This is a genomic window from Terribacillus aidingensis, assembly GCF_040703035.1.
In the GTDB taxonomy this organism is placed as follows: Bacteria; Bacillota; Bacilli; order Bacillales; family Amphibacillaceae; genus Terribacillus.
The window spans coordinates 1,458,712-1,472,836 of record NZ_CP159996.1 but is presented as its reverse complement, the minus strand read 5'-3'; the positions used below and the strand labels follow the sequence as shown (position 1 = coordinate 1,472,836).

Genomic DNA, 14,125 nt, shown 5'->3' with positions numbered 1-14,125 from the left:
CACCTTTTTTAGCTTAATGCTTTTTGAATTGCCTCTACAACACGATCTGCTTGGAATGGTTTAACGATAAAGTCCTTAGCACCGGCTTGAATAGCATCGATAACCATCGCTTGCTGGCCCATAGCAGAACACATAATAACTTTTGCATCAGGATATTGGCTTCTGATTTCTTTCATTGCAGCAATTCCGTCCATTTCCGGCATTGTAATATCCATTGTTACTAAATCCGGAGTCAATTCTTTGTATTTTTCTACAGCCTGCTGGCCATCTTGTGCTTCTCCTACTACTTCAAATCCGTTCTTTGTCAAGATATCCTTGATCATCATGCGCATGAATGCAGCGTCGTCTACGATTAAAATTCTGTTCCCCATATTTTCTCTTCCTCTCAATGGTCAAATTAGTTAATTGATTTCAATCTGTCTGTTTGGCTTAAGATGTCAGTAACACGTACACCGAAATTCTCTTCGATGACGACAACTTCGCCTTTAGCTATCAATTTATCATTTACATGTATATCCACAGGTTCGCCCGCAAGCTTGTCCAATTCCACAACAGAACCGACAGACAGCTCAAGGATTTCCCTTATAGTACGTTTTGTCCTGCCCAGCTCAACCGATACTTTCAGCGGAATGTCCATCAGCAAGTCGAGATTGCGAGGCTGTTCAGCAGGCGGAGCTGCTGGTGTATCAAAACTCGCAAATGCTGCTTGCTGCACATTTGGTGCTGGCTGAGCAGGCCGCTGCGGTGCACTCTGTTGTGGCGCAGCTTGCTGCATAGCCGGCTGTGTTTGACTTGGAGCAGCTTGCTGCTGTGGTGCAGCTGTTTCTTCCGGCTCTGCTGGTGCTGGCTGCAACAGCTCGTTCACCATATCCTTGGCAAACTCAGTTGACAAAAGCTGCATGATAGAAGAATCTATCAGGTTACCAATCTTCAAATCAAAGGAGACACTTACTAGTTGTTCATCCTCAGGCAGTTTATCGGCACCAGTACCAGCAGAAAGGTCCATCAGTGCGATTGACGGCGGAGAAATATCAATTTTCTTACTGAATACAGTACTCATACTTGTTGCAGCTGCACCCATCATTTGATTCATCGCTTCCTGTACAGCGCTCTGATGGATTTCATTGAATTCTTCAGCTGGAGCATTTCCGTCTCCGCCAAGCATCAAGTCTGCAATTATAGCTGCATCCCTCTGCTTAATAACAAAAAGGTTGGCCCCAGAAAATCCTTCTGTATAGCTGACCTCTATCGCCACATTCGGCTGTGGGAATTTATCATATAGATCGGATCTTTTAATTACAGCAGTTTTTGGTGTCGTGATATCGACCTTTTGATTTAATAGTGTCGATAGTGTTGTTGCCGAACTGCCAAATGAGATATTGCCAATCTCACCAAGCGCATCCACTTCCATAGAATCCAAATTTTCCTCAGGGAGGTGCTGCTCATCATCTGTGCTGCTCGGATTGTCGGCTGGTCCATTTAATAATGCATCTATTTCTTCTTGGGACAACATATTGTCACTCATTTTCTTCCCCCCCTGTTTCAATCTCTTCCATTATTTGTATCGCCATTTTATTTTTCTGTTTACCTGGCTGAGCTTTGAATTTCACTTGATTATCCACTCTAACATCAAGAGGTCGGTCGATTTGCTGATTCAGCATTAGCACATCACCTTCCCTAAGGTTGAACAGCTCTTCCACATGAATCGATGTCTCTCCAAGGATCGCCTTCAAATCTATCGAAGCTTTCTGGATACTTGCGGATAGATCCCGCAACTCTGTTTCATTTCCTTGTCTGTCTACTGGAGCCTGCATCCAATAATGTATAGAAAGCTTCGATACAATCGGCTCCAGCACAACATGCGGGATACAAATATTAATCATGCCGGATGTTTCACCGATTGTGGAATTCAGTGTCACAACGACAACAGTTTCGTTCGGTGAAACCATCTGGAGAAATTGCGGGTTGACCTCGAACTCTTCTAATATAGGATCAACATCCTCTACGGATTGCCAAGCCGACTTTAAGTTTTCCATTCCGGATTCGAACAATTGCGTCATGAGTGTCGTTTCTATTTCAGTCAAGTTGTTGATCTTATTTACACTGCTGCCGCGACCGCCTAGAGTCCTATCCAGCATCGCAAAAGCGATGGTCGGATCATACTCAATCAAAATCTTGCCCTCAAGCGGTGCCAGACTGTAGGTGTTCAATATAGTCATCGTCGGAATGGATCGTATGAACTCCTCATAAGGCACTTGATCCACAGATGCGACTGATATTTGGACAAATGTTCGCAGTCTTGCCGAATAGAACGTAGTCAGCAATCTGGCAAAATTCTCATGAATTCGTGTAAGGCTGCGGATCTGATCCTTCGAAAAACGGAGTGCTCGTTTAAAATCGTACGTTTTTACCTTTTTGGCTTTCTCATCCTGTTTCAGCTCATCTGCATCCATCTCACCGGAAGATATAGCGGATAACAGTGCATCGATCTCATTCTGTGATAAGACCTCTTCTGCCATGCACGTCACCTCCGTTCCTGCTTTTCAGTGGTTTATTGTAGTACTTTGCTGATCGTATATACATCTTCGATCTTGCCTTCTTGCATTTCTTCATTCAATTTTTTCTTAAGGTTTTCTTCCAAGTCCGTCAATCCAGCCTGGAAATCCTCTTTGTTGATCGCAGTCATTTCCTTGATCACGATATTTTTCAGCTGGAACTGTCGTGCGGTTACTTCTTCCTTCGCTTTCTCGCCATCTGTGATGAGCTGGAATTGGATCCGGACGATACTGCCATCCTCCAAATCAGTGGTGATCTCATCTGTTGCTACTGAATATTCAGCAAGCTCAGTTGCCGAAGGTTCTTTAGCCTCTGACGTAGGGCTCGTGAAGAAATTCCATGCTACAAATCCGCCAGCCCCTAAGATCACGACAACCGATAAAATAATAATGATAACTTTAGCGTTCATTTTTTTCTTGTTTCTCCTTCACACCAATCAAACCGATAGATTGATAGAATTCGCGTATTTTTCTAGCTACTTCTATCTCCGACTCCCGAACAATGATCTTCTTGCTGGACGTAAGTGTGATCGTTGTGTCAGGAAAGGATTGTATCTGTTCGATGAATAGTGCATTCAATGTTAATGATTCTCCATTTAATCTTGTTAGCTGAATCATGCTATGAAAGGGAGCTTTTAACTCCCTTCACCCCCCTTTTAACGTTTCAGGTTAACAAGCTCTTCCAAGATCTGATCGGATGTAGTAATGATTCTAGTATTTGCCTGGAATCCACGCTGCGCGATAATCATATTCGTGAACTCTTCAGAAAGGTCCACGTTGGACATTTCCAAAGCCCCAGGTACGACGTTCGCTGTACCATTTTCACCTGGAGCTGATATAGTTCCACCACCAAGCAAACCTGCGTTAGGCGTGTTTCGATATGTGCTGTTCCCATTCTTGATTAATCCATCAGGATTAGAAAACTTCGCCAGCCCGATAGTGCCAGCTACCTCAAGAGTTCCGTCTTCGTCATTGTAAGTCACTTGCCCTTGTGAATTGATACTTAGACTTGTAGCACCTTCTGGAACCGTTATGGCCTCTCCGTTAGTACCAAGCAGAAATAGCCCGCTGCTATTAACAATTCTTCCGTCTCCATCCAAATAGAAGTTACCTGCTCGAGTAAAGCCAACTTCAGCCGATGTTAAATCGTTATTACCTGTAGGTGAAGAAGAAACGATGAACATACCGTCTCCTTCAAGGGCTAAATCAAGAGTTCGATCAGTATTTTGACGGTTACCTTGTGTATGCACATTATCAATTGAACCAATCTTTGAACCCAACCCAACTTGGCTGGCATTTGTACCGCCAGTAGTTGCTGTAGGGTCGTTGGATGCCTTGATTTGCTGATTCATCATATCCTGGAAAGTAATTCTGCTCTTCTTATATCCTGACGTGTTTACGTTAGCGATGTTGTTACCAACCACATCCAAGTTTGTCTGAAAACCTTTCATACCAGAAATACCAGAGTAAAGAGAACGTAACATGCTTCATCATCCTTTTCTTATTTATTATTCGTTGCTTACCTTCGTTACTGCGTCTGCATAAATTGACTTTCCATTTTCGAGCTCCAGCACGGCATAGCCGCCTTGCTGCGTCACAGCTGTAACCTTACTTGTAATGGTGTCGGTGATCTCACCTGTATCTAAGTCATATTCGTTATACGTTACTTGTTTATCGATCATATGACTGTACTGAAGCACAGGCGACATGACTGTCTGATTTCCGGCAAGAGACTGGACGGCTTCCGATATATTCATGACCTGCTCCAGATTAGTGAAGGAAGTCATTTGGTCCACAAACTTTGAATCATCCATTGGACTTGTAGGATCCTGATTTTGCAGCTGAACCATCAAGATCTGTAGAAAATCATCTTTATCCAGCGTTGCACTTGGAGTTCTAGTTTTTTGTGAGTCCAGATAATAGCTGGAGTCTATTGCTCCTGTAGTCGTCATATCTTAATCTCCTTTTGTTCAAGCAAAATGTCCGCAAAGGTGGATTGGTTTTCTTCATGAACTACATTTTCCTTCTGTTTCTGCTGCTGATTCGCCTGTTCCTCATCTTTTTCCTGGAACGTTTGCTGATCATAACTTTCAGCAGACGTTGTCTGGAATTGATCTGCTCGCTCAGCGATTGTTACCTGATGAGGAGAGAACATATGCTTGAGACTTGATATATTGGATTCCAGCAAGTCTTTAGCCTGTTTTGATGTTGCGAGAATCTGAACGGTAATGTCTCCGTTCTCACGTACTAATTTCACTTGTAAGTCGCCTAAGTTACCCGGCTTCAGCTGAATAGACAATTCCTTCAAGCCGTTTCTGTCAGATAAAATGCCGCTGAACTTCACTGCCTGTTCAAGCTTTTGGATAAGTTCCTCACTAGCTTGCTCCGGTGTCTGATCAGCTTGTTTCAAATGAAATATAAGCTGCTCCTGCTTTGGAACCTGGAACATGCTGACTTGCTTTTGATCTAAAACCTGAGAATCACGCTGCTGTGTTACTGCAGTGCTCATCTGTATTTTTTCTTTTCCACTATCGGCAGCCGCGTCCACAAGCTGACGAACCGCGTTAGCAGTCTCTGTTAGCTTTGTCCCCGACTGCTGCGTCAATGCTGTTTGATTTCTAGCAGCCTGGGATTCCAGCAGACTGGATCCTGTCAGCGAACGATTCGATAGCACAGACAGTGTGTCACGTCTATCTAATTTAGCTGACAAGGCATCTGAAACTTCATCACTCACTTCATTCTGGACAGAAGTACTATCTATAGAAGACTTGGAAGCTAGTGTATCTTTTATATTTGGCAAAGGGATACTTGAAAATTTTGAACCTGCAGCTATGGCTTGCAGAGAAACCATTCCTTTTTCACTATTGCTTACCATGCCTGTCACAGGAAGACTGCCCGTAGACAACTGCTCCTGCAAATGCTCAAGCTGAGCCATTAGGTCATTCACCGCTGACTCATTGTCTTTCGGTTTGATACTTCCCAAAACATTTTGTGCCATTTCTTTTAATTGTGTCGGCAGATAAACTGCTAGCTGATCTTCTCCTAATACTTGTTCCAGCAGTTCCCAAGCATCTTCAGGCTGCTCTTCAAGCTCAAGGGTGTCATCGGCCGGAACTTTGTCGAATAATGCATCCAGAATAACCTGCATATCCTGCTGGTCTTGTACATCTAGTAGCATCGTTTCACTGCCAGCTTGATTATTTACATCCGGTTCGCCTGTTTTGGAACTGACTTGCTGGAATAAACTTTGGAACACATCAGACGGTGCAGATGTCTTCTGCGGTACATTAGGAGTGGCGCTTGTCGGGAGCATAGACATAATGACATTATTCAACTGCTTCTGCCTCCTTTTCCGCATCGTCGACCATTGCACTTGTATAAGAAGCTGCTGCCTCCGGATCCATTGCAGCAAGAACAGTACCCCGTTTTTTACCGGACAGTTCCTGAAGAACACCTAAAGCCTTCTCGTTATCCAGCTTGCTGATGATTGCTGCTGCCTTTGCATCATCCATCTTACTGAAGGATGATGCAGCTTCTTTAAATGGAGTCGCTGGTTCTTCTCCAGCAGCTGTCTCCCCATCGGCAGTAGCAGCTTGTGCTGCAGTCGTATCAGCTTCGGGTTCAGTGCCGTTAATTTGATTTTCCAGTTTGACGATTTGCTGATTCAAGTCATCAATCTCCGTATTTTTAGCATCCTCTGTTTCTTTCATCATATCGATAGTCGCTTGCTGATCCTTGAGCTGCTGTTTCAGCTTTTCCGCATCTGCAGTATTGCCCGATGTTGCGGCAGAATCATCATTGACCATGTTCCCGATGACCGGAATACCAGAGGCCAGCTTTGCAACAGATACACCTGAGAACTCTAATATTGCAATCACAAGTGCTGCTGCCAGTACGACAGGTAATAAGAAGTAGAGGATAAATCCTTTTCCTTTGCCTTTTTTCTTTGGTTGATCTTGTTTTTGTTTTGCCATATACTATCGTGCTCCATTTGCTAAGAATTGGCGGATCGATATGTCATCCATCTGCTTATTTTCTTCTTCCTGCTGCTTGCGCCATGCTTCCTGCCTCTTCTTCTCTAGAAGCTTTTCGATCTTTTTCACTTCGATGTATGCTTCCGATAACAGCTCCTGTTTTTCCATCATAGCGTTACGAGCGAACTGTACAGCTATTTGGGCCCGGTCAATACGCCGGTTGATCGTTTCCAGGAAATCATGATGTTCAGACAGCTGCTGGATAGAAACAGAAGCCGCTAAGCCATTGGACAGCTGCTGTTCGGCATCTTCTTTCTTTTTGAGCAGTTCATACAAAGTAGTTGCTGCTGCTTCGAACTGCTGCTGCTTTTCTGCAAAAGCTTGCTGTGCGGTTTTTCGTTCCCGTTCCTTCATACGCAATATCTTTTCGAATACCTTTGCTTCAGCCATTACATCATCCCTTTCCCATCAGCTGCTTCATGAGCTGAATTGTGTCTGGACGACTGGTAAACTCATGCATTCCTTGCTTTAGGAAATCCAGAATCGATTTTTGATAATCGATTGCTTCATCGATCTCATTATTCGTGCCTCTTTTGTATGCACCGATTTGAATCAGTTCACGGTTTTCTTCATATAGTGCAAGCATTGTCCGTAAACGCTGTGCTAGCTGGTAGACTTCGTCATCGGTAATTTGCGGCATCACCCGGCTAATTGACTTAAGGACATTCAAAGCTGGAAATTGCCCTTGTTCCGCTAATTTCCGATCTAAAACGAAGTGACCATCCAAAATACCTCGTACTGTATCGGCAATCGGTTCATTCATGTCGTCACCATCCACAAGCACGGTGTAGAATGCAGTAATTGCCCCAAGTTCATTTGTACCGGTTCTTTCAAGCAGTTTTGGCAAAGCTGCAAAAACAGAGGGTGTATAACCTTTTGTCGTTGGCGGTTCGCCTGAGGCTAGACCGATTTCACGCTGTGCCATCGCTACCCGAGTGACCGAATCCATCATCAAGTTGACATGCATTCCTTGATCACGGAAATACTCACAAATAGCAGTTGCAGTATAAGCACCTTTAATCCGCATAAGAGCAGGCTGATCAGATGTTGCCACAACGATTATCGACCTTTTGATGCCTTCCTCGCCTAAATCCTTCTCAATAAATTCGCGAACTTCTCTTCCGCGCTCTCCAATCAATGCAATGACATTGACATCGGCACTTGATTTCCGGGCTATCATTCCCAGAAGCGTACTTTTACCTACGCCGCTTCCGGCGAAAATTCCAACTCGCTGTCCCTGACCGACTGTCAAAAGACTGTCGATTACCCGTACACCTGTTTCCAGCGGTTCTAAGATTCGAGGCTTAGTCATAGGATTCGGCGGATTACGATCTGTCGTAAAGGATTTCAAGCCTTTAGGGAGCATACTGCCATCTAATGGCTGTCCTAGCGGATCAATTATGCTCCCAATCAAGCCATGACCTATCTTGATCGACAATGGTGAACTGGTCGCTTCAACAAGGCATCCAGGCCCGACATCCTTCAAGGGAGCAAAAGGCATGAGCAGAACTTTTTCGTCATCAAATCCGACGACCTCTGCCAAAAACCTTTCTCCAGAACTTGAAGAAGGATGAATATAACAGATTTCTCCGACACTTGTGACCGGACCGTGTGATTCAATCAGCAATCCAACAACTCTATGGATTCTTCCATATCGTTTATAGGTATCTAATTTATCAAGCTCTTCAACGTATCGCCCTAACATCAAATAGTTTCCTCTCGCCTGATCTCAAATAGCTTCTCGCGCAGGACGGTCAGCTGAGAATCGATACTCGCATCAATTCTTCCATGCTTGGTTTCAAGGATACAGCCGCCTACAGGCAAATCATGCTGAGGCATAATCATAAGGTCAAAGTCTTTTCCAGTGAGTAAAGTCAATTCTTCTTTCTGCTGCAGAACAAGTTCATAGCTATCTGTATGAACGTAAAGGCGTAGATCGCTCCGTTCCTTCCAGTCAGCAATCGCGCCCTTAACGATCGATAGATAGCTTTCCGGCTCTTTTTCAAGCTTTGCATGAAGAATCTTTTCTGCAAGCTTTAGCCCAAGATCAAGCAGTACGTCCTCACTGCTTTCAACCGTTGCCTTATAGTCTTGCTGCGCCAGTTCGATCAACTTTTGTGCTTCTTCCATTTTGGCTTGATAGGATTGCAAACCTTCCTGTTGTCCAGCTTCAAAACCTTTCTGATATCCTTCCAGCTGTGCCTGCTCGATAAATTCCTGCCGCTCTGACTCCCATTGCATCCTTTGCTCTTCTACTGCCTTTTTGGCAGCTGTAAGCATTTGGTCAGCTTCTGTTTTGGCTTCCTGGAGGTACTGCTCTGACCGTTCCTTCTCAGCTTGGAAAGATAAAGCTTCTTCGGTACCATCAGCTGTTTCAAGCGATATCTTAATAGGTTTTATACCAATTACTTTTGACTCTTTCACTGCAACTGATTGCCAGATATTAGACAATGATGTCATCTCCTCCGCCACGGGATATGATTATCTCGCCAACTTCTTCCAATCGTCGAATAACTGAAACAATACGGCTTTGTGCTTCTTCTACATCCTTCAAGCGTACAGGACCCATGAATTCCATTTCTTCCTTGAACGTCTGCGCCATCCGGTCAGACATGTTTTGGAATACAATATCTTTGACTTCATCGCTGGCCACTTTCAGTGAAAGCTTGAGGTCATCATTTTCCACTTCGCGAATGACACGCTGTATCGCTCGATTATCCAACGTGACAATATCTTCAAAGATAAACATGCGCTTTTTGATTTCCTCTGCAAGCTCAGGGTCTTGCACTTCCAGTTCATCAAGGATGGTCCTTTCTGTACTGCGGTCAACTCCATTGAGTACTTCTACAACGGCTTGGATACCGCCAGTCTGTGTATAATCCTGTGTCGCAGTTGCAGACAAGTTCTTCTCGAGTATTTGTTCTACCTGACTGATGATTTCAGGCGATGTACTGCTCATTGTAGCGATTCGTTTTGCAACATCAGCCTGCATGTCCTGTGGTAACTCTGACAAAATCTGACCAGATTGTTCCGGATCAAGATAAGAAAGCACCAGTGCAATTGTCTGAGGATGCTCATTTTGAATAAAATTGAGAACCTGCGTTGGATCTGCTTTCCTCGCAAAATCAAATGGCCTTACCTGCAGGGTGGATGTCAGCCTGTTCATAATTGCAGCAGCTTCATCCTCTCCTAAAGCTTTCTCCAGGATTGACTTTGCATAGGCGATTCCGCCTTGGGATATATAATCCTGAGCAATGGCAATCTGGTGGAATTGATCAATGATAGATTCCTTCTCTGCACTGTCCACTTTCTTGACCGAAGAAATCTCGAGAGACATGCGCTCTATCTCTTCTTCTGTCAAATGCTTATATACGTTCGCAGCCGTATCAGCTCCAAGAGAGATCATCAAGACCGCCGCTTTCTGTTTTCCTGTCAAACGTCCTTTCACAGCTGCCATTCCTTCATTGCTCCTTTAATCTTCAGCCATCCAGCTTCGTAATAATTTTGCGAAGTCCTCTGGTGACTCTTGTGCTAATTTTTCCAGTTGTTTTTGTTTCAGTGTGGATTCCGTTTCTTGCGTATCATCTATTTCTTCGACAACAACAGGTGTTGCTCTCACTTCTTCCTCCAGCAAATCTTCTTCCTCTTCTTGATTCCTTCTGGAGCGGATGAGCATGAATACGAGTACTGCTACAGCAGCCAAGAGAACGCCGCCAGCAATATATGCCCATACTGGAATTCCTGAACCTGCTGTATCATCTGCTTGTGAGCCCTGACTTGCAGCAAATGGCTGAAAGACTACTGAAACACTGTTTTCAGGATTTACGGTCTGAGCTACTTCTGCATCTACAGAAGTCGACACGATCGAATTCAGAATCGAGGTAATGCTTTCTTCTACTTGTGTTTGTTCTTGCTGTGTAAGCTGTTGAGCCTCTCCGTTCTGGGCTTCAGTGTTCTTGTTGCTGTCAACAGCAACTTGAATGCCTATATCACGGATGCTGTAAGGACTCTCGGTAATTTCTTTCTTTATCTTGTTAAATTCATAGTTCACAGATTCTTTCACATTGTTATAAGCGCCGTCTCCGGTAGTTTCGTCCTCGGCTGCTACATTTGGAACCTCTTCTTCACCAGTTCCTGCAACCCCGCCCTCTTCCGTTGGTTCGCCTTCATATGTTTCTGTGATAGTCTCCACACTTACCGGCAGACCTTCGTTATTTTCTTCGTCCACTGGCTCAACAAGTTCTTCCGTACGTGTTTCCTGATCAAAGTCGATATCCGTTGTTACCGACACACGAACATTCTCCGCACCAACCATGGCAGCCAGCATTTGCTGCACGCGCTGCTGTATTCCTTGTTCAACTTCTTGCTTAATGCCCATCTGGTTTGTATAAGCATCTCCGCCAGCATTTGCTGTATCCATGTTGATGTACTCAAAATCCTGGTTAGTAATGACAATATTTTCTTCAGGTAGATTTGGCACGGTCTTCGAAACCAATCGATACATTGCTTCTACCTGTTCGGGCTGAAAGTCATACCCTGTTTCTGTATTCAACACGATCGATGCAGAGGCTTGTTCTTGCTCGTCTGTTACGAATACGGGATCAGTAGGTTTATTTATCAGTACTTCAGCACTCTTGATTCCGTCTATATTGGTCAAAAGCGTAGACAGTTCTGTCTGCAAGGCATCCAATTTAATAACATCGAATTCGTTATCCGTCATACCCCATGAAGCGTTGTTGCTGAAGAAGGAGTAATCAATACTGCCTGTTTCCGGCAGACCCTCTGCTGCTAAATCTACAAGCAGTCCTTCAGCCTGTGTATCTGGTACAAGTATGGTCGATCCATTTCCTTCAAGCTCATACGTTACGCCCTGTGCATCCAATTCTTCTTTTATCTTCCCAGCTTCTTGGGCAGAAAGATCTTTATACAATGGAACCATCGTCTCTTTATTCGCAAAAAAAGATGTGATTCCGATGATTAGAATAAGAACAATCGGGGTACATATTAATAGTGCTTTTTGCCATCCAGGTCTTGTCTGCCAAAAACTAGTTATCTTTTCTTTGTAACTTGCAATTCGCTGATTCATCTTGTTCCCCCAAAGCATAGGTCAAATTCATAATAAAAGCATATCTACTTTGACTGAGGATACGTCCTATATCCTTCTACATAGACATGCGCATCATTTCTGTATAAGCATCGATTGCTTTCTTCTGTACTTGTACAGCTGCATCCAGTGCTACACTTGCTTTTTGAGACGCAATCATAACATCATGCAGGTTATCAATCTTTCCTGCAGCAAGATCTTGAGTCATCTTATCCGATGCTTGCTGTGTTTCATTCAAGCTATCGATTGCAGATTTTAAGCTTTCCGTAAAGCTTGATTGTGCCTGAGCTGGCGTTGCCTGCTTTATGTTAGTCAGACCACTCGTGCCGGCCAATCCGCTGATTCCTTCAACTGCCATTTGTCATCCTCCTTTATTTTCCGATTTCCAAAGCTTTCTGAAGCATTCCCTTGGTTGCATTCATGGCTGTGACGTTAGCTTCATATGATCGTGTAGCACTCATCAGATCTGTCATTTCCTTCAAAGGGTCAACATTTGGCATTGCTACATACCCCTCATCGTTTGCATCAGGTGAAGTTGGGTTGTAAACCATCTGAAATTCCGTTTCATCCTCAGTGATTTCAGAAACTCTTACACCGTTAGAACTAGTTGAATTGCCTTGTGCTCGTTCAAGGAATGAAGAGAAACTGTTTGTATTCTGAGTCTCCAGGGAAACCATCTTACGTCTGTACGGAACATAGTTCCCGTTTTCGTCAATGGTTGCTCGTGTCGTCTCTGCATTCGCAATATTGGATGATACAACATCCATCCGCAAACGCTGCGCCGTCAGCGCACTTGCACTAGTATTTAAGGAAGAAAAAATCGTCAAACTTAATTACCTCCTGTAATTACTTTTGATAGGCTGTTGAATTTTCCGCTCATCCGGTCAACAAGCGCCTGATAGTATAGCTGATTATCCGCTAATTCGGACATTTCCTTATCGATATCTACGTTGTTCCCACTGTTGGTATAGGAGGTATCCTCCTGCTTGGTTACCTGGAATTCGGATGCTGACTCTGTACTGCCGAATACCAAATGTTTCGGATTCGTACGCTTTGCGGTAAATCCTGCGCCCATCGTTTCCTGCAATGTATCTTTAAATGAAACTGTTTCTGTCTTATAGCCAGGTGTATCTGCATTAGCTATATTATTAGCAATGGTCTGATTTTTAAGATTGGCATAATCTAATGATCGATCCAACGATTGAATCGTTTTGCCATATAGGTCCATCGTAGTCCCCCCCAGAGTGCTATGTTTACCGTCGAATTAGCTCTAATGTACACGATAATTGTATTGAAACGAGGAAGATGTGTCTATATATTCTATGATAATTTTCTTATATATGTAAAAATGGTCTAAGCATACTAATCCTTTATACCTATACATTAACCATTGACTTACAGAAATCAGGGTAATATAGGTATTAACTTTTTATATAACCTGATTAAAACCTAATGTTTCCCTATTTCAGACAAGTTATCTTACCTATAAATGTGTAATTTCTAAACACTTTTTCCTACACTAAACGGAAATATTTGTAAGGGCTTTCTATTTTACGAGTTCAAATACACAAAACATAGTATAAGAGTCACAAATACAGCCAAATAAAAGAAGCAGGCTATTTGGCCTGCTTCTTCTAGTTTAGCTTGTATGTTTTTGTAATTCAACTAGGAATTTATTATTAAGGACTTTAATATAAGTTCCTTTCATTCCTAGAGAACGGGACTCGATAACTCCTGCACTTTCCAGCTTACGTAATGCATTAACGATAACGGAACGTGTAATGCCGACACGATCTGCTACTTTACTAGCTACTAGCAAACCTTCGCTGCCGTCCAATTCCTCAAAGATATGCTCGATTGCTTCCAATTCACTATAAGATAGGGAGCTGATCGCCATTTGTACAACGGCTTTGCTGCGTGCTTCTGTTTCGATTTCTGCTGTTTTCTGATGAAGGATCTCCATTCCGACAACTGTAGCACCGTATTCAGCAAGCAGCAAATCATCATCACTGAAGTTTTCTGCAAGACGGCTAAGAATCAATGTACCAAGGCGTTCACCACCACCAATAATCGGTACAATTGTAGTCAAGCCACCCTGGAAAAGATCTTTGTTCTCGACAGGGAATGCTGTGTAAGGGCTGTCGATACCGATGTTAGCAGTTGTTTGCTGAACCTGGAATAGTCCTTCTGTATATTCTTTAGGAAATTGTCTTTCTTCGAGCATTTGCTTCATTCTGTCATTCTCGATTGCCTGGTTAATCGAAACGCCGAGCAATTTACCACGGCGGCTTACGATGAAGATATTACTCTCTATAACCTGTTGCAACGTCTCTGACATATTGTTGAAGTTGACAGCCTTTCCTGCTGTCTTTTGCAGCATAAAGTTTATATCTCTTGCTTTATCTAATAATTTCATGATTTCCTCCTGTAAT

At 43.4% G+C, this 14,125-nt stretch carries 18 protein-coding genes; all 18 read right to left on the bottom strand.

The genetic code is table 11. The annotated features are described in order from the left end of the window. Positions 1-8: 8 nt before the first annotated feature. Entirely contained in the window at positions 9-371 is a 363-nt protein-coding gene (locus ABXS78_RS07890) for a response regulator (RefSeq protein WP_095217667.1), read from the bottom strand. A gap of 26 nt (positions 372-397) precedes the next feature. Next, the gene (gene fliY, locus ABXS78_RS07885; protein ID WP_366249609.1) at positions 398-1,525 is read right to left on the bottom strand and encodes a flagellar motor switch phosphatase FliY; all 1,128 of its coding nucleotides are present in this window, start codon (positions 1,523-1,525) and stop codon (positions 398-400) included. Then, complete coding sequence (gene fliM / locus ABXS78_RS07880; RefSeq protein ID WP_095223126.1) at positions 1,518-2,519, bottom strand: flagellar motor switch protein FliM; 1,002 nt, start codon at positions 2,517-2,519, stop codon at positions 1,518-1,520. Before fliM ends, fliY begins: the two co-directional genes overlap by 8 nt. Positions 2,520-2,551: 32 nt before the next feature. Further along, positions 2,552-2,965 (bottom strand): flagellar basal body-associated FliL family protein, encoded by a 414-nt coding sequence (locus tag ABXS78_RS07875; protein ID WP_095223125.1) that lies wholly within the window; start codon positions 2,963-2,965, stop codon positions 2,552-2,554. Next, positions 2,955-3,173, bottom strand: a complete 219-nt coding sequence (locus ABXS78_RS07870; protein WP_095223124.1) for a flagellar FlbD family protein — start codon at positions 3,171-3,173, stop codon at positions 2,955-2,957. Before ABXS78_RS07870 ends, ABXS78_RS07875 begins: the two co-directional genes overlap by 11 nt. Before the next feature lie 38 nt (positions 3,174-3,211). Next, entirely contained in the window at positions 3,212-4,039 is an 828-nt protein-coding gene (gene flgG / locus ABXS78_RS07865; RefSeq protein ID WP_095223123.1) for a flagellar basal body rod protein FlgG, read from the bottom strand. A gap of 24 nt (positions 4,040-4,063) precedes the next feature. Then, complete coding sequence (locus ABXS78_RS07860; RefSeq protein WP_095223122.1) at positions 4,064-4,507, bottom strand: flagellar hook capping FlgD N-terminal domain-containing protein; 444 nt, start codon at positions 4,505-4,507, stop codon at positions 4,064-4,066. Further along, positions 4,504-5,889 (bottom strand): flagellar hook-length control protein FliK, encoded by a 1,386-nt coding sequence (locus tag ABXS78_RS07855; RefSeq protein ID WP_366249608.1) that lies wholly within the window; start codon positions 5,887-5,889, stop codon positions 4,504-4,506. The genes ABXS78_RS07860 and ABXS78_RS07855 overlap by 4 nt, the downstream gene beginning before the upstream one ends. Beyond that, the gene (locus ABXS78_RS07850) at positions 5,882-6,529 is read right to left on the bottom strand and encodes a hypothetical protein (protein ID WP_366249607.1); all 648 of its coding nucleotides are present in this window, start codon (positions 6,527-6,529) and stop codon (positions 5,882-5,884) included. The genes ABXS78_RS07855 and ABXS78_RS07850 overlap by 8 nt, the downstream gene beginning before the upstream one ends. Before the next feature lie 3 nt (positions 6,530-6,532). Further along, positions 6,533-6,979 carry a flagellar export protein FliJ gene (fliJ, locus tag ABXS78_RS07845; RefSeq protein ID WP_366249606.1) on the bottom strand — a complete coding sequence of 149 codons (447 nt, stop codon included), beginning with the start codon at positions 6,977-6,979 and terminating at the stop codon, positions 6,533-6,535. Between the two features lie 4 nt (positions 6,980-6,983). Then, a complete protein-coding gene (gene fliI, locus ABXS78_RS07840) occupies positions 6,984-8,294 on the bottom strand; it encodes a flagellar protein export ATPase FliI (RefSeq protein ID WP_366249605.1) in 1,311 nt (436 codons plus the stop codon). Then, a complete protein-coding gene (gene fliH / locus ABXS78_RS07835; protein ID WP_366249604.1) occupies positions 8,294-9,040 on the bottom strand; it encodes a flagellar assembly protein FliH in 747 nt (248 codons plus the stop codon). Before fliH ends, fliI begins: the two co-directional genes overlap by 1 nt. After that, positions 9,033-10,046, bottom strand: coding sequence for a flagellar motor switch protein FliG (fliG, locus tag ABXS78_RS07830; RefSeq protein WP_095223116.1), 1,014 nt, complete (start codon positions 10,044-10,046; stop codon positions 9,033-9,035). Before fliG ends, fliH begins: the two co-directional genes overlap by 8 nt. A 15-nt stretch (positions 10,047-10,061) precedes the next feature. Continuing rightward, on the bottom strand, positions 10,062-11,675 hold the full coding sequence (gene fliF, locus ABXS78_RS07825; protein WP_366249603.1) for a flagellar basal-body MS-ring/collar protein FliF: 1,614 nt from the start codon (positions 11,673-11,675) through the stop codon (positions 10,062-10,064). A 76-nt stretch (positions 11,676-11,751) separates the two neighbouring features. After that, on the bottom strand, positions 11,752-12,051 hold the full coding sequence (fliE, locus tag ABXS78_RS07820) for a flagellar hook-basal body complex protein FliE (RefSeq protein WP_366249602.1): 300 nt from the start codon (positions 12,049-12,051) through the stop codon (positions 11,752-11,754). 13 nt (positions 12,052-12,064) lie between these two features. Next, positions 12,065-12,520: a flagellar basal body rod protein FlgC gene (gene flgC / locus ABXS78_RS07815; RefSeq protein ID WP_366249601.1), complete on the bottom strand. Its 456-nt coding sequence runs from the start codon at positions 12,518-12,520 to the stop codon at positions 12,065-12,067. A gap of 2 nt (positions 12,521-12,522) precedes the next feature. After that, positions 12,523-12,921 (bottom strand): flagellar basal body rod protein FlgB, encoded by a 399-nt coding sequence (gene flgB, locus ABXS78_RS07810; RefSeq protein ID WP_366249600.1) that lies wholly within the window; start codon positions 12,919-12,921, stop codon positions 12,523-12,525. 411 nt (positions 12,922-13,332) lie between these two features. Next, positions 13,333-14,109, bottom strand: a complete 777-nt coding sequence (codY, locus tag ABXS78_RS07805; RefSeq protein ID WP_095223111.1) for a GTP-sensing pleiotropic transcriptional regulator CodY — start codon at positions 14,107-14,109, stop codon at positions 13,333-13,335. Positions 14,110-14,125 lie beyond the last annotated feature (16 nt).